The sequence below is a fragment of the Bacillus sp. 491mf genome (assembly GCF_900112415.1).
Taxonomy (GTDB): Bacteria; Bacillota; Bacilli; order Bacillales; family Bacillaceae_G; genus Bacillus_A.
Map to the genome: position 1 here is coordinate 1 of NZ_FOLV01000028.1, position 22,352 is coordinate 22,352.

The window sequence follows — 22,352 nt, forward strand, 5'->3', positions numbered from 1 at the left end:
CTTGCAGACGAATATGGTTGGAGCAAAATTAGCTATAACGGCCGCACTGGCTATATAGGAACTCGTTACTTATCTAAAACACCTGTAAGTGGTGGGCAAGGTAATACTTCAACTCAAAAACCAGCTGAAAACAACAACAATAATAGCAACACTTCAAATCAAGGAAGTGGAGACTATTACGTGAATGCAAGCGCACTAAATGTACGTAGTGGTGCTGGAACAAACTACGGTGTAATCGGTGCACTGCCACAAGGACAAAAAGTACAAGTACTTGCAGACGAATACGGCTGGAGCAAAATTAACTACAACGGCCGCACTGGCTATGTAGGAACTCGCTTCTTATCTAAAACACCTGTAAGTGGTGGACAAAACAATAAGCCAGCTGAAAACAATAACAACAATAATAACAATAACTCTCATGATACTTCATCACTACTTTCATACGCACAATCAATGGAAGGTGTTCCATATGTATGGGGTGGCACTTCTGCAAACGGCGTTGACTGCAGTGGTTACATTTATCATGTATATAAAAAGTTTGGTTATTCAATCAGCCGTCAAAGCGTAGCTGGATATTGGAGCAGCTTCCAACATACATCTAACCCGCAACCAGGCGACTTGATTTTCTTCAAAGACACATATAAATCTGGTCCATCCCATATGGGTATTTACCTTGGTGGCGGCAGATTTATTCAAGCTGGGGACAATGGAGTTAAAGTAGCATCATTAAGTAACTCTTATTGGAGCAGCCATTTCTTAGGATATTCTAAGCCTTATTAATTAATAGTTTAAGAGCCTTCTAGATTACTAGAAGGCTTTTTTGTATAAAAGATTTTAATAGACCTTTTCTTTTAGGGGAAGGCGAGAGCGGCTTAGATATTGAAAGATCTACATACTCCCCTTTTTTAGATGGATGAGAGCATCTGGCCATGCATAGTAGCTTAGATTTTATTCCTTCCACATACATTTTGTTCCGCATGGCTGCACTTATAAAACTGCTTTATATAATATGTTTACTCCAGTATTGTTTTCCTATTCTGACTTATTCGTAGACGTTTGACCTCTGATGTCTGGTGTGATAAGTTACATAAGATAATATTTTCAAGGAAACGGAGCAGTTCTGCTATTTGTAATGTTCCGACAATTCAGAGAGGAGATTTACAAGCATGAATGTTTTATGGGGAATTGGCGGCGTGCTTGGAGTTTTGGTAATCGCAATTTTACTTTCTTCCAATCGCAAAGCTATTAATTGGCGCACAATTTCAATTGCGCTTGCACTTCAAATTACTTTCTCCTTCATCGTTTTAAGATGGGGCGCAGGAAAAGCGGCTTTAAAGCATGCTGCTGACGGCGTACAAACTCTTATTAATTTCTCGTATGAAGGAATTCAATTCGTTGTTGGTGGTTTAGCTAACGCAAAAGGGCCTTGGGGCTTCGTCTTTGTTATTCAAGCATTACTTCCAATTGTATTTATTAGTGCACTCGTAGCCGTATTATATTATTTTGGTATTATGCAATGGTTTATTACGATTATTGGCGGCGGGTTAAGCAAACTTCTTGGAACTTCAAAGACAGAAAGCTTAAATGCTGTTACAACTGTTTTCCTAGGACAATCGGAAGCACCAATTTTAATTAAACCTTACTTAGATCGCGTAACAAATAGTGAATTCTTCACTATTATGGTTAGCGGTATGACATCTGTTGCCGGATCTGTTCTTGTTGGTTATGCGGCAATGGGAATTCCGCTAGAGCATTTACTTGCAGCTGCTATTATGGCTGCACCTTCAAGCTTATTAATTGCAAAACTAATGATGCCTGAAACAGAAGAAGTAAATAATGATGTACAACTTTCTACAGAGCGTACAGATGCAAACGTTATTGACGCAGCAGCGCGCGGTGCATCTGAAGGGATGCAACTTGTTATTAACGTTGCAGCAATGCTTATGGCATTTATCGCGTTAATCGCTGTATTAAACGGTCTACTAGGATGGATCGGTTCTTGGTTTGATATTAAACTAAGCCTTGATCTAATTTTCGGTTACATCCTTTCTCCATTTGCTATACTAATCGGGGTTCCGCCTCATGAAGCGATTCAAGCTGCTGGTTACATCGGACAAAAACTTGCAGTAAATGAATTCGTTGCATACGGAAACTTAGCTAAGCATATGGCAGAGCTTTCTGATAAAACAAACATTATTTTAGCGTTTGCAATTTGCGGATTCGCAAACTTCTCATCTATTGCTATTCAATTAGGTGTGACAGGTACACTTGCACCTTCACGCCGTCAACAAATTGCACAGCTAGGAATTAAAGCGGTAATCGCAGGTACACTTGCAAACTTCTTAAACGCTGCTGTAGCAGGCATGATGTTTTAACTAATAAACAAAATCCATCTTAAGTTGCATTTTTCACTTAAGATGGATTTTTTATTTTCACTTCTTTCTTATATATATCCATTTCATTTTTTCAACATCTAAATCGCTGCTATGCACGGCCAGATGCTCTCGTCCCCTTAAAAAGAAAAGGGTTTTATATTATTACTCAATAAGAAAAAAAATAAGCGCAGAGCTGCCGTATGCCCTGCGCTTATTTTAGCCGTAAAACTTATATATCGAACTAATACCCCTTAGTTGAAAGTTACTTCACGCCCATCCCCCAATGAACGTAATACTTTCTTATCATACTTACGAAAAAAGTGGATACTACTTTTGTGAGACAAGTTGCTTTTCTTGTCCTTCTATAGCTTTCTCCATTTTCTGCTCTGCGTTTTCATGTACCGCTCGATGTGTAGTACGCTTTAAACAAATATGTTTCCACTTTCGTTCGTAACGTTTCATTATTCTTGATGTCCTCCCCTTGATTGCCATGAAACCTAAATTGGAATCGCTTACACGAAATAATATAGCACATTTAAAAAGAAGTAACAACACATTTTCGACAATTTTTTGTCAATATCATGCAAAATTAAATATCCCATGGCTAATGATGCCTCTAACTCGTTCAATCTGCCTTCTCAATTGCAATCATAAAAGACAGTTATTATTTCATTTTGTAACATCGATGCTATGCACAACCCAATACTCTCGTCCTCCTCCAAAAAGAAAGAGGTTTTTAAATCGTTTTTTTAACTTATATATAGAAATATTATTAATTCCCCCCCCTCTCACATACTATTACAGGATTGAAACAAGCCCAATTTGTTCTATGACAGCCTCCTTTTTTGTAACAATTAAATGATGATTTTTCTTAAAATCGGGCTATAAATTGTGAAAAACAACACAAATACGTTATATTTTCATAACTATATTACTTATAAATTAATAAAATCCTTTATTTATGCAACACTCCCATAATAACTTTGTAATATGAGCGAAACACGATTAACCGCTTTGCAATATCTTATTTCTCTTTTCTAATCCGTAAAGATGTAATAGAATCCCTTAAAACATAGGAAAAGAGCGTTTTCTTTATACTTCTTTTCATATTACAAATTATTAATGAACTGTTACGAATGGTTTGTAATTGTGTGATTTCCCATTTTCTCAAAAAATCTGTTGCTATAATGAGGACACGAAAACAAAAGCATTGGAGGCTATTCATGAAAAAGTTACTTGGTATAGCAACAGCAGCAGTTTTTGGTCTTGGGATTTTCACTTCTTCTGCACAGGCAGAAACAGTTGTTACAACAGACGTACTAAACGTACGAGAAAACCCAACTATTGAATCAAAAGTTGTAGGAAAAGTACTAAATGGTAATAAATTAGATGTTAAAAATACAGAAAACGGTTGGCTAAAAGTGAACCTAAATGGTAAAGAAGGATTCGTAAGCGCAGAATTTACGAAAAACATCTATTATGTAACAGCAAACGTATTAAACGTACGTGCTGATGCAAACACAAACTCAGAAATTTTGGGTACATTAAAGAAAGATGATGTGATCGAAACAACACATCAAGTTCAAAACGAATGGTTACAATTTGAATATAACGGAAAAACAGCTTATGTAAATGTTCCTTACTTAACAGGTAATGCACCTGTCGTAACAGCACAAGAACAAGCACCTGCTCCAGCAAAAGCCGGGTCGGCTCAACCAGCTCAAGCCCAAAAAACGCAGGCTGCTACAGAAACAAAAGCTGCTCCAGCTAATGGCCGTGAATTAACAGTTGTTGCAACTGCTTACACAGCTAACCCAAGCGAAAATGGCGGCACACATGGCGGTCGTGTATTAACTGCAATGGGTCATGACCTAACAGCAAATCCAAATATGAAAATGGTTGCTGTTGATCCGAAAGTAATTCCACTTGGATCAAAAATTTGGGTAGAAGGATACGGCGAAGCAGTTGCTGGTGATACTGGCGGTGCAATTAAAGGAAATCGTATCGACGTCCTAGTAGGCTCTGACAGCGCTGCAAACAAATGGGGACGTAAAACTGTAAAAGTGAAAATTTTAAACTAATTACTATTGTTGCTAAAAAGGCGAGCCAGCTCTCATCAGTTGAGAGCTGGCTCTTATTTTATTTATAATAGAAAAAAGGAGGAATTCATATGAATATAAACGCAAACGTTGACTGGATTGGTACACCAACTCCATATATATATAAAGATGCCGTTACATACGATGCAACTGCCATTGATTTTTCATTAGAACATGATGATAACCGCTATAGACTCATCATTTTACAGCGCGGCGAAGACGTAGAATACAAAATCATACAATATGGCGTCAAGCCTGGTAACCAAAAGCCATTTCCAATCGATACTGGCTACCACTTCAAAAATAAAACGATTCCTTTAATCGAAATGATTTTACAAGATCCTTATGTACAAAGCATATTGCAACAAAAGACTACCTCTTCTTAAAAGAGATAGTCTTTTTCGTTGAATGAAAGAGAAAAAATTAGGAGATAACTGCCCATAAGAGCCTAGTTCATTTAACTACTCCCCACCGTGGGAAATGAACAAAACACCCACTGAGGGAAGTTTCACCTTATAATAGAAAAGAAGGAAATCTTTTGCGCGGAGGAACATTATGCTGCAACATTCAATTACGAAAGATGAAATTATGGAAATTGCCAATGAGTTTTTGAAAGGACTCGACCCACAGCAAGCGGCTGACAAAGAACAAGTATCAAATGCACTTCAGCTCTATCGTAGTGGCCTCGTGTATAACGTTGATTTCGATGGATATACATTATCAGGAACAGTCGAACATGACGGGGATATTTATAGTGTAAATATTCCGATTCGAAATGTGTCCGAAAGTTATTGTGATTGTTTTTCACCAACGCAATGTGAGCATATGTTCGCCGTATTACTATATGCAGCTTCAAGCTTTGGGCAAGTGGGAGACATTCTAACTTTATTTAAGAAAAAAACGAGGCCGGTGCTCCCGCCTATTCGCACAGCGCGGCAAATGCTGCAAATGAACGATTTTACGGATACAAATTATGAAAGCTGGCTTCCGTACTTTGAATCTGAGTACGATACATTTGTTAAAGAACACGCACGTCTTTCATACAAACAAATGTATTTTCTGATGAACATTTTCACGGAGTTCTATATGAAACTGGAACGAAAAGCACCGCGGATTGTTGCAGTTCACGAATTATTTAAACTGAGTGCAGCACTCTTTACTTTTCAGAAGCTACTGAAAGAGATTGAAACATTTGAAGCAGATAAAATCTATTCTTATCATCAACAAATCAATATTGTACAACTCTTTGTGAATAAAATAGAGAGTATTGTACAAGATTTGAAAGCTGAACCATTTCAAGATGCACTCCAGCCATTTCTGCACCACATCGCTGAAATGCTGCATACAATATTCTTCTCTGCCCCTTCTTATACACAGGAGCGATTTTTTATTTATCGCCACCTATGGGGAGAGCTGTTCGTAGAACCGGATTGGATACTGGAAGAACAAAAACGGATTGAAACAAAAATACATCCATTATCAAAAGCACTTGCATCCGCTCATCTTCTCTTTCTACAGCGAAAAGATAAAGAGGCAATGGATGTACTAAGAGCACAGCCACCACAAGTTGTTGGCCTTTACTTTGATTGGCTTGAAGATTTATTAAGTTCCATGCAGTGGGAGCGGGCAAAAGGATGGCTGTCCTTCACTTACAAGCGAGTGAAAGAAACGATAACGACCGAGCACGATCCTTACTTTGTGAAAGATGTTGTCCGTTTATTTATGATGATGTATGAAACATATGCAACGCATACGAATGAACAAGCTGGCTATGAGATGATTCTTCAAGAATTATTACCATATAGCTTCACCAGCTATGAGCAATATGTACTCGCTAAAAGACAATATCACACATGGACAGAACTCCATTTACTATATGGATTTGAATCCATTGAATTGTTAAAAGAAGTATTAAAAGAAGTTGAAAAAGAAGCGCCGGAAGCTGCTCTTCCGCTCTATCATTATGCTGCAATGCAAGCGATTGAAGAAAAGAATCGCAAATCGTACCGCAGAGCTGTTCGCTACTTAAAAAAACTAAGAACACTATATAAAAAGCTCAAACGGGTAGATGAATGGGAGTCTTTCATTATGATTATTGCTTCCTCTCACTCACGACTGCGAGCTTTACAAGAAGAACTGCGGAAAGGGAAGTTGATCCATGACAACATTAATTGACATTATCATTCGGCTCGAACGAATGAACCAAAACTGGTTTCTTTGGGCAGAGGATGAAACAGGGAACAGTTTGCCTGTAAGCAGTTGGAAACAACATGCGTTCACATGGCACTCCTCTTCTTTCTATGGAACACTTTTGCAAGAAGGAACATATGAACAGCGGAGCGGTATCATTTTAAACGCTACTCAAGCATTTGAATATATCGCGAAAAAACCGGTAAATTCATTTACGAACTTACAAACAAGTGCAGCCATTAGCGAACTCGCGCCAATGGCCGAAAAAATGTGGGAGGCTTACAGGGTAGGAGACTTCATTCCAGATATAAAGCAATGGCATCAATATCCTTCCTGGAAAACCGCTCATGAAGAAATAGTAGATGAAACGGTGCAAGCCCTGTTTTCAGATGCAATTAATGAAACGCTTCGCCATCAGACTCGTTCTGGCACAGCATGGGAAGATGCACAGCGCTTATATGAGCATTATGACTTTACGATAAGACAGCTTGAAACAGCCATTCATGAAGACGATTGGCTACGTAAAATTGGCTATATCGAAGACGATCTACCATTTACAGTTGGACTTCGTCTTCAAGAACCGGAGAATGATTTTGAAACGTGGCAGCTTGAAACCATATTAACACCAAAGCGCGGCACTCAACGAATATACGTATATACCGATTCTGAATCATTGCCGAAACGATGGTTGAAATATGAAGAACGTATTACGGAAACGCAAGATGGTTTCGGCAAACTCGTACCTTGGTTAATGGAAGACGATCTATTTCGAAGTGAATTACACGAAACGGAAGCATGGCGCTTTTTAACAGAAGCCAGCAATGAATTGCTAGCAGCTGGTATTGATATTTTACTACCATCATGGTGGCAAAATTTAAAAGCCAATAAACCAAAGCTGCGCATCCAAGTGAAACATAATGCAAAGGCAGGGCAAGCATTCTTTGGCATGAATACGCTCGTAGATTTTAACTGGCGTATTTCTACAAACGGCATCAATTTATCAGAGGCCGAATTTCTCGCGCTCATCGAACAAAACAGACGTCTCATTCATATAAACGGACAATGGATGAGGCTTGACCCTGCCTTTATCGAAGAAGTGAAGAAACTGATGAAGAAAGCAGACAAATACGGCCTTGAAATGAAAGACGTTGTGCAGCAGCGATTACTTCGCGGAGCAGAAACAGAAGTAGTTGAAGAAGAAAGTCCATTTGCAGATATGGAAATCGAACTCGATGATTATTATGATAAGTTATTCGACAGATTGCTGCACATTGGAGAGATTCCATCTATACAAATACCAGCTTCCTTGCAAGCAACATTAAGACCATACCAACAGCAAGGAGTTGAGTGGCTCCTCTATTTACGAGAGCTTGGATTTGGTGCGTTATTAGCCGATGATATGGGACTTGGAAAAAGCATCCAGACAATTACTTACTTACTCTATATAAAAGAACACAACCTAAAAACAGGACCCGCACTTATTGTGGCGCCTACATCTGTTCTCGGTAACTGGCAAAAAGAGTTCGAGCGCTTTGCACCGAGCTTACAAGTGAAACTCCATTACGGCGGCAACCGGGCCAAGGGAGAAGATTTGTCCACTTTTATGCAAGATGCCGATGTAATTTTGACATCCTATGCACTCACACAGCTTGATGAAGAAGAGCTCGGCTCACAGCGCTGGGATGCAATTATTCTCGACGAGGCGCAAAATATAAAGAATCCGCATACGAAACAATCGCGTGCTGTTCGAAAGTTGCAAGCAAATCATAAAATCGCTTTAACAGGAACACCGATGGAAAACCGTTTATCAGAATTATGGTCGATCTTTGACTTTCTGAACCATGGCTATCTTGGTAGTTTACCGCAGTTTCAGCGCCGTTTCGTAACGCCGATTGAAAAGGACCGCGATGAAACAAAGATTCAGCAAGTGCAGCGCTTAATCGCACCGTTCTTACTGCGCCGCACGAAACAAGATAAATCAGTTGCCTTGAACTTACCAGATAAACAAGAGCAAAAAGCATATTGTCCGTTAACGGCGGAACAAGCATCGCTTTATGAACAACTCGTTCAAGATACGTTAAAGAATGTGGAAGGATTAACAGGCATTGAGCGCCGCGGTTTTATTTTGCTCATGTTAAATAAACTAAAACAAATTTGTAACCATCCTGCTCTCTATTTAAAAGAAGATGCGCCAACAAACTTAGCCAATCGTTCTATGAAAATAGAAACATTATTAGAACTCGTTGAAAACATACGGGATCAGCATGAAAGCTGCCTCATTTTCACGCAGTATATTCGAATGGGAAATATGCTGAAAACATTGCTTGAAGAACATTTTGGAGAGCGCGTCATCTTCTTGAACGGAAGTGTACCGAAGAAAGAGCGCGATAAAATGATCGAACAGTTCCAAAGCGGACAACATGGCATCTTCCTGCTCTCTTTAAAAGCGGGCGGAACAGGACTAAACTTAACCGCAGCCAACCATGTGATTCATTACGATCGCTGGTGGAACCCTGCCGTTGAAAACCAAGCGACAGACCGCGCTTATCGCATCGGTCAAAAACGATTTGTCCATGTGCATAAACTCATTACAACAGGAACACTTGAAGAAAAAATTGATGAAATGCTCGAGCGAAAACAATCGCTCAATAATGCGATTATCACTAGTGAAAACTGGATTACAGAACTATCCACAAACGAACTGAAAGAACTATTAGGAGTATAGACAATCGTGTCGCACGGTGTCCAAGCACCGTTATATCCAAAAAACGCCACCATATAAAAAGGAGCTGAAATATTAATATTTCAGCTCCTTTTTCTTCTCCAAATAAAACAGCTTATTAGAATACCCGTGAAACCACCACATGTATCTAATACGGAATCTTGCCACATTGGTGTACGGTCACCTGTGAAGGATTGATGAATCTCATCCATGCCCGCATACACAGCAACAAGAAACACGGCCAGCCAAAAAACTTGTTTTCGCTTCAAGCCACACTTCAATAATGCGAAATATGACAATGCCCCCAGAATACCGAACACAATAAAATGAGCTCCTTTACGAATAAAAAATTCGAGAAAACCATCGACCCCTTTGTTCACAATGCTAACAGGAGTACCCCCTCCATAATCAATGGATACCCATGAAAAATGCTCTTTCACAAATTCCACATTCACATATTTTGTGATATCTGGACGTATATCTTGATCCTGATATGGCTGAGAAGATGAATAAAAAATGATCCCCATCCATGCTAAAACGGGAATCCAAAATAACCACTTATGCTTCATGTTTGAAACTCCTTACTTTATTTCTCTTAAGCGTAACAAAAAAAAGGAAAAAATTCACGCCAAAAATGTAACGTTACCACCTATATATATGACGAAAGGGAGGTGAAAGGCATGGCGATTCAAACGATTGTATCTGATATGAGCTTACGTCTTGTCCTAAATGGTGGTACAGACAAAAATGGTAAAGCGATTATGAAAAACAAACAATTTAAAAACGTCAAACCTGATGCAGACTTAAACAAAGTACACGAAGTTGCATCTGCAATTGCTTCACTGCAACAGCAAAAACTTGATTCTGTTCAGCTTGTTAGCACAACTGACGTATCTAACCAATAATAAAAGGAGGGAATAACAAATGGAAGTACTAGAACTTGTTTTCTTAAAAGAAGACGGTAAAACAACTACTTTTTCAATCGAAAATCCTGTTACACCAGTAAACGAACAAACCGTAAATAGCGTCATGGATACCATTCTATCCGCTGGCATTTTCCTAACGCTTGGGCAGCATGCTCGCAAAAAAGGCGCACGTATTGTCGAAAAGAGTATTTCTGAAGTAAAAATTAACATATAAACAAAAAAGAAAGAGGAGTACCAATGCGGTTACTTCTCTTTCTTTTTTGGCATTTCAACTGGTATAAAGATATTTGAAATACCGACTGAAACATATTTATAATTTTCTTTCCCTAGCTGAAACTCCGTTGTATATGTCGAGAAAAAAATATAGTCATTCCGCTTTGTATAATGATCGATTAATAAACCAACTTGCGGCTCTACATAACTCTTCGCTAATTTCTTTCCAATGGTAGCTAATTCACCAAGAAGCCCTTCTTTATCTTCTTGCTCAACTTCCGTCAATTTCTTATGAATATCATTCCTTTTCATAAACTGCTTTGCTGCCCAGTCTGTATATTCCCCTTTACTCGGGTTGCTATTTGCTAAATATACGAAGAGTACTAGAACCAAAGCGAGAAACACATATTTCTTTTTCATATTTCCTCACCGCCTATCCTTTCTATTTTCATATATATGGAATCCTATTGCAAATTAGACAACCTAAATAGCTACAAATTTCTAACAAGGAATCCCTTCCGCATATATCGAGAAAAAACAGTAAATAAATACATTTTTTAACATTAATTTACAAATTCTTTAAATTGTTTTTATATTTTATTCTTATAATAGGAAGTGTAATTCATTACAATATGAGGAGGCTTTTCCATTGACTGACTTAGTTGATTGGTATGAAATTTCCGCGCAAACGATGGCACTTGAGGCGTACGCTCATCCTGTTTATCAAACAAAAATTTGGGAAACGCAAAGAATCATCTTTTCAGTGAAAACACCGCTGCAACTCATTCGTGAAAGTTGCATTATGCGAAACTACTCGACTTATGAAGGAAAACGATTAGCCATTCAAGAATGTTGCCACTTTAAACAAAACGTCCCAATCCCTATTGATCATCAACACTTCATGTGCGCCATTCCTACAAAATCACCTTCATCTTGGCCATGCTCCTGGATATTTTATGCTTACATCGAAAGACTGGAACGTCACGATTCTCGCCACACAAACATCTATTTTCGTAATGGTAAAAATCAAATCTTCCCTATTAGTCCCAATCAAATGGAGAATCAATGGATAAAAGCTGGTCACATTTTAGCTAAACTCAATCTTCTAGATAAAATGAAACTACCAGTAGATCATTCTTTTCCTCCTCTTTGAGTGAACTCTGCATACATATAGAAAAGGGAGGCTATCTGCTCCCTTTTTCTATTCTTTTCCCACTGCATGCAGCCGCATTTTCTTCAGCGCTTGTCTATATATCCAGCGCGTTTGATGATACGTCATCCCGAGCTCAGTTGCAATCTCATGTATTTTCTTCCCACCGTAGAAATGCTCAAATAAGACAAAGCTTTCCTTCTCTTCTAGCATACTCATATACTCAAATGCCTCTTCTTGCTTCTCCTCACCGCCGATATTTTCTAACATATGCCACTCCGTACAAACCTCCTGGTCTTGAACACGACACTCCTTCTTTAACTGCTCTAGCAAATACCCCCGCACCGTCACAAGCGCATATGCCGGAAAACTTCCCTTCTCCTCATCATATTTCTCATACGCTCGCCAAAGTGCAATGAGCCCGCATTGATAATACTCTTCATAATCACGGTAAATACAAAGCTTCTTCATTTGATTTTTAATCATCTTCTCATACAGCGCTACTGTTTCCGTAAAGGTAACTGGCTTCACATTTGACCCATTTCTAAAAGGTATACCTCTTTGTTATTCCGCGGTACCTTTACCTTATAAAAAAACAGCAGCCCCTTCACCGCACTGCATTTCATGATAGACTAGCAAAATTTCAAATTTACCTATGCAACATTTGAAGTTCTGCTAGTCTTATGTGAGATTCCATAGCAATTTTATCGAAACGTTATGCAACATAAAAAAAGGTTGTCGGGAAATTCCCGACAACCTTCTCATCATTTTACTTAAGCACCAAAACCTCTGAAAGCACTAAAAGCAAGAGAAATAAGAAAGAAAATCACAACAAGAATCGTTGCTTGTTTCTTGCTTAAGCCAGCTGTAATGTGCAGTCCTAACCATGTTACAAATAAACCCCAAATTGCAAAGATTTCAATTGAGTTTCCAATCCCAAATGCAGTTGTCCCTTTTTCAAATAAAGGTCCTAAGCTTGTATAGCGTACAGTTCCATCGGTGCCTAGTACAATTGCTAATACAGCATTCACTAATAAACCGATGCAGCTAATGATACCTGAATATACTGTAATAGATAATAATTTCTTATAAGATGTATCATTTCCCATAAACATCATAATAACTTTATACAATGCAGCTCCAATAAAAAACATAATTGCCGTCATAAATAGACCAGTAACAAATGCCCCACCCATTATAAAGTACTTAGCAGTTCCAGTAGGATCCTCTTTAAGCGCTTCTACCATTATAGGGTTGTTTAACGATGCATAGCCAATCGCCATGAATCCAAGTCCACCTAAAAGAACTAATAAGAAAAACGCGCCCCACACCGGTGCATTAGTTCTCATTCTCTCAAACTGCAAACTAGGAGAAGTAATCATTCCAAATAATGATGGCTTCTCTCCACTTACCTTCTGCGTGTTTACGTTCACTTCCATATGTAAAGCCCCCCTTTATTTTATACCCGTTCTAACGGGTGGTGAATCCCCACTTTTTCAAACAGGGATTCACCACCCACAAGAACTGGGTGTGATATATAAATACAAATTGAAAATCAACATAAAATGGCCATGCTTGAAGTGGTCAAGGCCCATTGCTGCCACAGGCAATGTTAAGCGAGCCGTATCACTTTTGTTTTACATAACAACAACTTGGATGTTGAAGAATCAAAATAGATCTATATATTATTCATAACGCAGCGCTTCGATTGGATCTAATTTCGCTGCTTTGTTTGCTGGAATTAATCCGAAAATAATGCCGAGCGTCATCGAGAATAAGACGCCGCCAACGACAACTTCCCATGAAACAAGCGGTGGCCATTTCGCAAAGGTAGAAACGATATAAGCGCCTCCGTATCCAAGGCCAATTCCAATTAAACCGCCAAGAAGTGTTAACATCACAGCTTCGATTAAGAATTGCAGCAAGATTTTCCCGCGCGTTGCACCGAGCGCTTTCCGAACACCAATTTCGCGCGTACGTTCTGTAACAGATACGAGCATAATATTCATAACGCCGATACCTCCAACGACAAGGGAAATACCCGCAATACCGCCGATAATCATCGTCATAATACTCGTTACTTTTGAAATACTTTCTTTCATCTTCTCAATATCGAGAACTTCATATTTCCCTGGAATATCATTTGGTTTGCGGTCGTTTAAAACGCCAACAGCCTTTTTCCCAGCGGATTCCATTTGATCAACATTTTTTACTTGCACTGAAATACTTTGAATTTCATCTTTTCCATATAGTGTTGCCCAAAGCGAAATCGGAATTAATATTTCCGACGGTCCCATGCCCATAAAGCTATTATCTGATTTATACACTCCGATAATTTGCAATGGCTGACCTTTTATCTCGATAATTTTCCCAACAGGATTTTCTTTCGGATAAAACGTCTCCTTCGCTTTCGTACTAATCATTACAACGTTATTGCCCTGCTCAACATCTGATTCATGTAAAGAACGGCCTTCAGTCAATTTTATTTTATTTACCGCAAAATATTCGCTATCAAGTCCAATAATATTAATCATGCTTTTTTTATCATTAATATCGATTGGTTCCATACCCGAATTCGTCGTAACAACATGGCTAATCTCTGGCAATTGTTTCAACGCGAGAATATCTTCTTCTTTTAATTCAGGACGTTCTCCCATTCCCGCTGCATACGGATCATCGATATCCGTTTGAAACTGAAGTGGAATTACATTATTACCGATACCGGCAAATTGAGACTTCAGCATCGCTTCCCCGCCTTGTCCAATTGCAACGACAGTAATAATGGAACCAACACCGATAATAATCCCAAGCATTGTCAGTACGGAGCGCAGCTTATGAGCTAGAATAGAAGAAAGAGCAATTTTAATACTATCTAGTAAACTCATACAGCACACCTTCTATCTTCTGTAATTTTCCCATCTCTGAGCACAATGCGGCGAGATGAATACGCTGCTACTTCCTCTTCATGCGTAACCATTACAATCGTTGTACCTTCTTTGTTTAGCTGGGTGAAAATATTCATAACTTGTTCACCCGATTTTGTATCAAGCGCACCGGTTGGTTCATCGGCCATAATGAATGTTGGATCATTCGCAATCGCACGTGCAATTGCCACACGCTGCTTTTGTCCACCTGATAATTCATTTGGCAAGTGATGGACGCGATCTGCCAATCCAACCTTCCCTAATGCCTCTAATGCCCGCTCGCGGCGCTCCGCTTTCTTTATACCACCGTAAATAAGCGGGAGCTCTACATTCTCCACCGCCGAAAGACGGGGCAGCAAGTTAAAGTGCTGGAACACAAAACCGATATATTCATTTCGAATAAGCGCCAATTTTGACTCATCTGCTGTTAAAACATTCACATCATTCAGCGTATATTCGCCTTCTGTTGGACGATCGAGACAACCGATAATATTCATAAGCGTTGATTTCCCCGATCCAGATGGTCCCATAATCGAAACAAATTCACCGCTATCAATTCTTAAACTAATACCATGTAAAATTGGTACAGCTAAACTTCCTTGATAATATGTTTTATGAATATTGTTTAAGGTAATCATTTTTTCTTCACTTCCATTCCGTTAAACACTTTATCGGAAGGATTTTCAACCACCTTTTGTCCTACTGTTACGCCTTCAACTACTTCAGCCCAATCTCCATCACTTGAACCTTTTTTCACAATTTGTTTGCGAAGCTTTCCTTTATCCTCTACATACACAAATGATTCTTCTTTTTCTGTTACAATACTTTTACTAGGAACAGCAACCATTTTCTTATTTTCTAAGTTTACTTGAATAGACACATGATAACCTGGTGATAATCCATCTTGGGAATCTAATGATGCTTTATATGTATAATAAGACATATTTTGGTTTGCTTCTCCGCCTGCTGAAGCTTGTGTAGTTACTTCTGCACTTGTCGGATATTCGCTTACCTCAGTAATTTTTCCAGTCCACTTCTTCTTTGGCGCTGCCTTTGCCGTCACTGTAATTGTTTGATCTTTTTGGATTTGTGATTTTTGTAGTTCAGTTAATGTACCTTGAATTTGGAATGCATCCTTAGAAGCGATTTGCAAAAATGATTTCCCTTGTCCACCCAATGCTGACGTAGAACCTTGCGAAGCATCTTTATCAAGCTTTTGTACAACACCGGCAAAATTACTATAAACCGTAAGTTCACCTTGTTTTTTCTTTAATTCTTCTATATGAAGATTCACTTTTTCTTTTTCAAGATCAGATGTTTTTTGTTGCAATTCTAATTCATTTAATTGCGATTCTAACGGCTCGATTGCCTCTTTCGTCGCCCCGCTATCCTTCGCTTTCTTAATATCTTGTTTCAATGAATCTATTTTTTTCTTTCCTTGATCAAAGCGCATAGAAGCCACTTTTTGTTCTATTTCTGCTTGCTTCACTTGCAAATTAGTTTCTTCATTATCATAAGAGAACAGCTTGTCCCCTTTCTTCACTTCTTGCCCTTCTTTTACAGCAATATCTTTTACTTTTCCTTTAGTTGCATCCGTATAGAAACTCTCAATATTCCCTGGTTTTACTTGGCCAGAAATGAGTTTTGTATTATTAAGCTGACGCTCTGTTACTTCTGTAAACTTTACATCTGCTGTAGTCCCTTTTTTCTTACCCTGCATAATAAAAATATTAACAGCAGCAACGATAATAATAAGTGCAATAACTCCAATGATGATCCACTTTTTCTTTTTATTCGGAGTACGAACCGTATTTGGTAACATTTTCTCTCTCCTTTTATTTAAATTGTTAATATAATTAAATTATACAAACTTTTCCAAAATATCTCAACAAACATTCGACATTTATTACATTTATATTACATAGTCTGTATATTACAAATTGTATCAAACAATGGCATGTTTTAAAATTCAATATTTTCTAATATGCAAATATGCATATTTTCCTTAAACAAACGTTTGATTAACAGCTCAAAATAACCGTTAATTGTTGACTGTATTGAGTTTAAAATCTCTCAGGCGCCACTTTTAAAAATCCTCTTATAAATCTACATCTGTGGAATTATTTGAAGTAGGTAAATCTTTCGGTACCCCCAGTCTAATTTCATATATATTCTCACCTGTTACAACAATTGCCGTACAACGATAAGTTCTTTCCACTTCAGTCGTAAACATTTGCATATCAACATCTCAACCTTTAAACAAACGTTTGATTAAAAAAAGAGAATCTATCAATTGATAGATTCTCCTCTTCAAAATGATTAAGCAGTTTGCTTCTTAGACGCTTTTCTCTCATGACCAAATTGAACGATGAATAAGAATACAGTAGATAAAATACCACCTGCTATTAATAGAATGAAACAACCATCCCAACCAGAGCGATCAACGATAACACCAATCGCTGCGTTGGCAACTAGGCTTCCGCCTAAATAACCGAACAAGCCGCACATACCTACTGTTGTACCAATTGCGAATTTTGGTACTAATTCCATTGCACTTAAACCAATTAAAAATTGTGGTACGTAGATTAAGCAACCAATAATCGAAACTGCCGCACTTACAACAAGTATGTTAGATGCTTGCCAGTATACGAACGTTCCAATAACAACACCAACCATACTAAACACACATAGTGACATACGTTTCCCTTTGAATAACTTATCACTTAACAAACCAACGATTAATGAACTTGGAATTGCCATAACTTCAAAGATTGAGAACGCTGCATGTGCTTCTGCTTTTGTAAATCCTTTAACTGTTGTTAAATAAATTGGTACCCAGTTAATTACACCGAAACGAATTAAATATACAAATGCGTTCGCAATACATAAATACCAAACAAATTTATTTTTCACTACATATTTCATTAAAATTTCTCTTGGTGACATTTTGCCCGCATTGTCTGCCTTCTCAAGATCTTCATAGTCATTACGATATTCATCAATTGGTGGAAGACCGACAGATTCTGGTGTATCCTTCGCATTGATCCACATAAGAATTGAAATGACCATTGCAATAATCGCCGGGAAGATGAACACGCCAGCTTGCCAATGACTTTCACCGAAAATACCAACACCAATTCCAACAACCGGTGGTACAAGCATCGCGCCGATATTATGTGAAATATTCCAAAGTCCTGTTTTCGTACCGCGTTCTTTCTTCGAGAACCACTTTGCCATTACAGTACTACAAGGCGGAGCCCCCATACCTTGGAAAACATTATTTAATACTAATAATGTTAAAATCATGCCAAATGAAGATGCAAAACCAAAACAAATATTTATAATTGCAGATAAAAATAACCCAACCGCTATAAAGCGCTGAGCATACGCTTTATCTGATAAATTCCCCATAAAGAACTTACTTAGTCCATATACAATCGCCACAACGGAACCTAGTAAACCAATATCCGTTGTAGTAAAACCATATTCTTTCATTAAGTACGTACTAGATAACGTAAAGTTACTACGAACTAAATAATACGCTGCATACCCGACCGAGATTCCAAGTAATACACGAAGACGTAGTAGTTTGTATAATTTGTCGATCATATTCGCTGGCAAACGCTCGATTGCTGGTGCAGGTTTAAGCCAATTAAACATATTATCTCTTCTCCTTTTTTCACTTTTGAGAGAGACGTTGTCTATTCCATAACTCGATGATTCCACTATCTGATACTGATTGATTCGTTCTTCCAACTGGCTGACCTTGCACTTCTTGCTGACGCTTTGCAAGCATCGTTGGTACGCCAAACGAAACTTTTTCTAAAATATGCCCCGCTTCTTCTGATAAACAATAATCAATAAATAAATCCGCTATAATACCACTCGGTGCATGTTGTATTTTAGAAATCGCATTAACAGATAAACCTGTTTGCTTCGGTACCTTACTTACAATTGGAAAGCCTTGCTTTTGCAGCATACGCTGGTCTCCGATGAAATTAATGCCGATAATCGATTCGCCACTCGCAACATATTCCGCAGGCATATAACCATTAACCGTTACCTTTGCAACTTGTTTGGCAAGCCCCACCGCAAATTTGTTTGCTTCTTCTTCTCCAAACGTATCTATTAATGATTGAAACAACGTATACGCTGTTCCTGATACATTCGGATCAGGTATGACAATCTTTCCAGCATAAGCAGGATGTAATAAATCTTTCCATTCCGTGGGATACGAAAGTCCAAGCGGTTCTATTTCCTGTTTCCATCGCTCCTTATTAATAGCAATCGCCAGCTGCTCTACTTCATAACCATACCAATAGCCATCTTTATCTTTTACGGCTTTTGAAATGTTATTAGCATGCTGACTTGTTACAGGAATCGAAATGTCCTTTCGCTTCATCATCTGATGAGCATCTAATGTGCCCCCAATAATAACATCTGCTTTTGGGTTATCAGCTTCCGCTTCTACTCTTCTTAACATTTCCTCTGTAGAAAGACGAATAAATTCATACGTACATCCGCGCGCCCTGCAAAAAGACGATAACAATGCCTCGCCTACCTCTTCACGCGCTGCAACATAAGCAACGAGATGACGATCTTTTAAAATCGGAAGACCGCCTTCATCATATTTAATAGTGGTTGTATCTCGAGAGCAACTAGACATCGCTCCTCCTATTACTAGCAAAAAGAAGAAAAAGGCTATCTTTTTCATGAATGATTCTCCTTTACAAATAACGACGCTAGGGAGCCTTTCATATACATAACATTTCCATTATTATCGCCGAGATATTGAACAACAAAGTAATTTCCATATACAGAAATCGTAAGAATATCCTCGCGCCTATTCTTTACCTGTTTTCCATTTTGATAAGCGGTTATATAAGCGATTGGATCTTTCTGCGCATACAGCAAATTTTGAATTTCGGCATAATCCGTAATTTGTTTCGCTTGCCGGATTCGCGCCAGTATTAGGTCCAAATCAGCAGCACGCACATCATCACCTTGCCGCACAACCACTTCCTTTGCACTCGCAAAGAAATCACTAATTCTCTCAGGCGTATAATATAAACTTAACAAATACGTTTGAAACGCAGAAATCATAGGATCTGTACCATTCTTTCCGTACACATCTGCCTCATACTGAAACAAATCACCTACTGCAAACGTACGCTTATGTCCGTTCAAGTACGTTATTTCTCCAGTAAAAACTTTCTCTAAAATATCTGCATGATTCTTTTCGGTTCGAATCCGATCAAAAAATGAGATAATCGCATGCAGACGAACCTCGTCTGTGACAACTACTTCTCCCCACTTCTCGTGCTTTACTCTTACTTCAATAGGAACAGATTCATTTGCTCCTTTTAAAACAGCTTGCTTGTCATTTACAATAGTAACGCGGTTGTACAACTGCTCTTCAATAAAATAAAACAAAAAAATAAAACAAATCATACAACAGACAAACAAGAGAACTTGAAATGATAGCCTTTTCATTTCTGCCTACCTCCAAGATAAAAAAACGTTGTTTCGAAAATACCGCATAAATGTTTCATAAATGTATCATTTAATCGCTTTCAAATTTTTTATATCTTCCATATACCTTGGCAACAGAAATGTCATGTATATCATCGTTCCCATATCATTACTTTCAATTCGCATGCTTCCACCTTGCTTATTCATAATCTCCTTACAGATCAACAAACCGAAGCCATTCCCATAACTAGAAGATAGCACCTTCTCCTTAGTAGAACGATTCCATTCTGCAAGTACCTCATCATCCATTCCAATTCCATCATCATAAATCAATATTTTTACTTCATGTCCATTTACAACCGCACTTAACCTCATCTGAGAAGCATCACTATATTTAATCGTATTATCAAATATATTTAAGAAAATCTGCTTCGTCTTATCAAAATCAGCAATGACGTACGTAGCATATAATTCATTGCTAACATCTACCTCATATTGCTGCAGGCGCGGCTTTACAATCGAAATGGCTTCATCCGCAATTTGCTTTATATCCACAATCGTCGGTGAAACTTCAAACGTACTCGTTCCATACTTCGAAGATTGCAATAACTCCTCCACTAACGATAATAAACGCTGACTCTCTATCGAAATATAATGAAGACTGTCCTTCACATCGCGCTCATTCTGCAGTTTTGGAATCAAGTCAACATAACCAATAATGGCAGTAAGCGGTGTTTTCAACTCATGCGTAATTCGGTCCAAGAAATCCTTCTGCTTCTCTTTCTCTTCTCGTAATTGCGTCATGTGTAACTCAATTGCATCGGCCATTGCATTAAAAGAAGCCGACAACTGGGCAATTTCCACATACTCTGTTAACTCAATTTTGCTTTTATAATCACCATTAGCAAGGCGCTTTGCCATTTGCCTTAATTGATCAATTGGTTTATGAAGCGAATTTGCCAAACGAATCGCAAAGAAAATGCCGCCTGCCACTAAACAAATCGATGTCACGACAAATGTCCAGCTCACATTCAACAATACTTCCTTTTCATCACGCAGCTCATCTACAAAGCGGATTGCTCCAATCACTTCATTCCCATAATAAACCGGACTCGAAAACAGTAGTAACGGCGCTGGATCACCATCTTCAACAACATAAGCCTTCTTCCCTTGCAGCGAATGCCTAATATCGACATTCCGATAAAGAAGCGCCCCTTTTTGCGTATCCGCCACAACTTCTCCGTTTTTCCCGATCATCTGAACACGGATATCCATCCGCTTTGCTAAATAAGAAGCAATCAATAACGAATTAGGCCCAAGCGTCTCCACTTCCGCCTCCTTCTCCAAATAATTCATCGTATATATTTGGGCTTCCACACTTAACTTCTCGAGCGAACTTGCCGCATTCCGATACATATTCTTTTCAAGTGAAATGTAAATCACCATATAAAGAAGAAACAAAATGGGAATCAATAATCCTACTATACCAAGCACCATATTTCGTTTTAATGACATCCAATCACCTTTAACAATCTAACTTATAGCCAACGCCATAAATCGTTTTAATACTCTCTCCGCTGCTCCCAAGCTTCTTTCGCAGACGCTGCACCATAATATCAACCGCTCTCGTATTGCCGATATATTCAAAACCCCATACTTTCTCTAACAACTCATCTCTCATAAACACGCGCTGAGGATTCATCACAAACAACTGACACAAATTAAACTCACGATACGTCAAATGAATTTCTTGTCCACTCACATGTAGCTTTCGTTCCTTTGGGCAAATCACAAACTCGCTGGCTTGAATCACATCATGATGATAAATTGTTTCCTTCTTCTGCACACGCCGTGCCATATTTTTCACACGTAGAATCAACTCCGCATAATGAAAAGGCTTCGTCACATAATCATCAGCACCGAGCTGCAAACCAAGCAACTTATCATTCATCTGACTCTTCGCCGTTAACATTAACACCGGAATATCATGGTCCTTCTCCCGGAACAACCGAAGAAGTTCATAACCATCTATATCAGGAAGCATCACATCTAAAATCAATACATCGGGCTTCTCTTCCCATCTTTGCAGCGCTTCATTGCCATTCGCAGCTGTCAGTACTTCATATCCTTCCATCTCTAACTGCATCCGAATTAAATTACAAATGCTCGATTCATCATCGACTACGAGTATTTTCATGGAGTTCCCCCTTCCGAAGCTATATAAAAAACGACATAAAAACCTCCTTTTCTTTTTAAGGAGGGCGAGAGCATCCATTCTTGC

Annotated in this window: 23 protein-coding genes; 9 read left to right on the plus strand and 14 right to left on the minus strand. The window is 38.5% G+C overall.

Annotated elements, in window-relative coordinates; all coding sequences use genetic code 11:
* On the plus strand, positions 1 to 780 hold a 780-nt coding region (locus tag BM211_RS19080), incomplete at its 5' end, for a C40 family peptidase (protein ID WP_177206965.1).
* A gap of 386 nt (positions 781 to 1,166) precedes the next feature.
* Positions 1,167 to 2,375: a NupC/NupG family nucleoside CNT transporter gene (locus BM211_RS19085; protein ID WP_035430564.1), complete on the plus strand. Its 1,209-nt coding sequence runs from the start codon at positions 1,167 to 1,169 to the stop codon at positions 2,373 to 2,375.
* Positions 2,376 to 2,702: 327 nt separating this feature from the next.
* On the opposite strand, the gene BM211_RS27245 is transcribed toward BM211_RS19085, so the two are convergent.
* A complete protein-coding gene (locus BM211_RS27245) occupies positions 2,703 to 2,837 on the minus strand; it encodes a hypothetical protein (protein WP_090998998.1) in 135 nt (44 codons plus the stop codon).
* A gap of 761 nt (positions 2,838 to 3,598) precedes the next feature.
* On the opposite strand from BM211_RS27245, the gene BM211_RS19095 reads away from it, so the two are divergent.
* The 4 genes from BM211_RS19095 (at position 3,599) to BM211_RS19110 (ending at position 9,389) form a co-directional block, all read left to right on the plus strand.
* A complete protein-coding gene (locus BM211_RS19095; RefSeq protein ID WP_035430565.1) occupies positions 3,599 to 4,456 on the plus strand; it encodes a 3D domain-containing protein in 858 nt (285 codons plus the stop codon).
* A gap of 89 nt (positions 4,457 to 4,545) precedes the next feature.
* Positions 4,546 to 4,860, plus strand: a complete 315-nt coding sequence (locus BM211_RS19100; protein WP_035430566.1) for a DUF3910 family protein — start codon at positions 4,546 to 4,548, stop codon at positions 4,858 to 4,860.
* 169 nt (positions 4,861 to 5,029) lie between these two features.
* Entirely contained in the window at positions 5,030 to 6,649 is a 1,620-nt protein-coding gene (locus tag BM211_RS19105) for an SWIM zinc finger family protein (protein WP_090999000.1), read from the plus strand.
* Entirely contained in the window at positions 6,633 to 9,389 is a 2,757-nt protein-coding gene (locus BM211_RS19110; RefSeq protein WP_035430568.1) for a DEAD/DEAH box helicase, read from the plus strand. Before BM211_RS19105 ends, BM211_RS19110 begins: the two co-directional genes overlap by 17 nt.
* An 80-nt stretch (positions 9,390 to 9,469) precedes the next feature.
* On the opposite strand, the gene BM211_RS19115 is transcribed toward BM211_RS19110, so the two are convergent.
* Positions 9,470 to 9,955, minus strand: a complete 486-nt coding sequence (locus tag BM211_RS19115; RefSeq protein ID WP_035430569.1) for a VanZ family protein — start codon at positions 9,953 to 9,955, stop codon at positions 9,470 to 9,472.
* Positions 9,956 to 10,066: 111 nt separating this feature from the next.
* On the opposite strand from BM211_RS19115, the gene BM211_RS19120 reads away from it, so the two are divergent.
* Positions 10,067 to 10,291: a DUF1659 domain-containing protein gene (locus tag BM211_RS19120; protein ID WP_035430570.1), complete on the plus strand. Its 225-nt coding sequence runs from the start codon at positions 10,067 to 10,069 to the stop codon at positions 10,289 to 10,291.
* A 19-nt stretch (positions 10,292 to 10,310) separates the two neighbouring features.
* Entirely contained in the window at positions 10,311 to 10,526 is a 216-nt protein-coding gene (locus BM211_RS19125) for a DUF2922 domain-containing protein (RefSeq protein WP_035430571.1), read from the plus strand.
* Between the two features lie 29 nt (positions 10,527 to 10,555).
* On the opposite strand, the gene BM211_RS19130 is transcribed toward BM211_RS19125, so the two are convergent.
* Positions 10,556 to 10,945, minus strand: coding sequence for a DUF4359 domain-containing protein (locus BM211_RS19130; protein WP_035430572.1), 390 nt, complete (start codon positions 10,943 to 10,945; stop codon positions 10,556 to 10,558).
* Between the two features lie 229 nt (positions 10,946 to 11,174).
* Here BM211_RS19130 and BM211_RS19135 point away from each other — a divergent pair, with 229 nt between their 5' ends.
* Entirely contained in the window at positions 11,175 to 11,678 is a 504-nt protein-coding gene (locus BM211_RS19135) for a competence protein ComK (protein ID WP_035430573.1), read from the plus strand.
* A gap of 48 nt (positions 11,679 to 11,726) precedes the next feature.
* On the opposite strand, the gene BM211_RS19140 is transcribed toward BM211_RS19135, so the two are convergent.
* From BM211_RS19140 to BM211_RS19185, 11 genes are all read right to left on the minus strand, one after another.
* Positions 11,727 to 12,206 (minus strand): sigma-70 family RNA polymerase sigma factor, encoded by a 480-nt coding sequence (locus BM211_RS19140; RefSeq protein ID WP_090999002.1) that lies wholly within the window; start codon positions 12,204 to 12,206, stop codon positions 11,727 to 11,729.
* Positions 12,207 to 12,448: 242 nt separating this feature from the next.
* The gene (locus BM211_RS19145) at positions 12,449 to 13,114 is read right to left on the minus strand and encodes a YknW family membrane protein (protein ID WP_090999004.1); all 666 of its coding nucleotides are present in this window, start codon (positions 13,112 to 13,114) and stop codon (positions 12,449 to 12,451) included.
* A 246-nt stretch (positions 13,115 to 13,360) separates the two neighbouring features.
* Positions 13,361 to 14,560: an ABC transporter permease gene (locus BM211_RS19150; protein WP_035430576.1), complete on the minus strand. Its 1,200-nt coding sequence runs from the start codon at positions 14,558 to 14,560 to the stop codon at positions 13,361 to 13,363.
* The gene (locus BM211_RS19155; RefSeq protein ID WP_035430577.1) at positions 14,557 to 15,237 is read right to left on the minus strand and encodes an ABC transporter ATP-binding protein; all 681 of its coding nucleotides are present in this window, start codon (positions 15,235 to 15,237) and stop codon (positions 14,557 to 14,559) included. Before BM211_RS19155 ends, BM211_RS19150 begins: the two co-directional genes overlap by 4 nt.
* The gene (locus tag BM211_RS19160; RefSeq protein ID WP_035430578.1) at positions 15,234 to 16,421 is read right to left on the minus strand and encodes an efflux RND transporter periplasmic adaptor subunit; all 1,188 of its coding nucleotides are present in this window, start codon (positions 16,419 to 16,421) and stop codon (positions 15,234 to 15,236) included. Before BM211_RS19160 ends, BM211_RS19155 begins: the two co-directional genes overlap by 4 nt.
* Positions 16,422 to 16,697: 276 nt before the next feature.
* A complete protein-coding gene (locus tag BM211_RS26560) occupies positions 16,698 to 16,838 on the minus strand; it encodes a hypothetical protein (RefSeq protein WP_156107898.1) in 141 nt (46 codons plus the stop codon).
* Positions 16,839 to 16,918: 80 nt separating this feature from the next.
* Entirely contained in the window at positions 16,919 to 18,259 is a 1,341-nt protein-coding gene (locus BM211_RS19165) for an MFS transporter (RefSeq protein WP_035430579.1), read from the minus strand.
* A gap of 19 nt (positions 18,260 to 18,278) precedes the next feature.
* The gene (locus BM211_RS19170) at positions 18,279 to 19,313 is read right to left on the minus strand and encodes an ABC transporter substrate-binding protein (RefSeq protein WP_035430580.1); all 1,035 of its coding nucleotides are present in this window, start codon (positions 19,311 to 19,313) and stop codon (positions 18,279 to 18,281) included.
* The gene (locus tag BM211_RS19175; RefSeq protein WP_035430581.1) at positions 19,310 to 20,092 is read right to left on the minus strand and encodes a DUF3919 family protein; all 783 of its coding nucleotides are present in this window, start codon (positions 20,090 to 20,092) and stop codon (positions 19,310 to 19,312) included. The genes BM211_RS19170 and BM211_RS19175 overlap by 4 nt, the downstream gene beginning before the upstream one ends.
* 66 nt (positions 20,093 to 20,158) lie before the next feature.
* Complete coding sequence (locus tag BM211_RS19180) at positions 20,159 to 21,586, minus strand: sensor histidine kinase (protein WP_035430582.1); 1,428 nt, start codon at positions 21,584 to 21,586, stop codon at positions 20,159 to 20,161.
* Positions 21,587 to 21,596: 10 nt separating this feature from the next.
* Positions 21,597 to 22,268, minus strand: a complete 672-nt coding sequence (locus tag BM211_RS19185) for a response regulator transcription factor (RefSeq protein ID WP_035430583.1) — start codon at positions 22,266 to 22,268, stop codon at positions 21,597 to 21,599.
* Between the last annotated feature and the right edge of the window lie 84 nt (positions 22,269 to 22,352).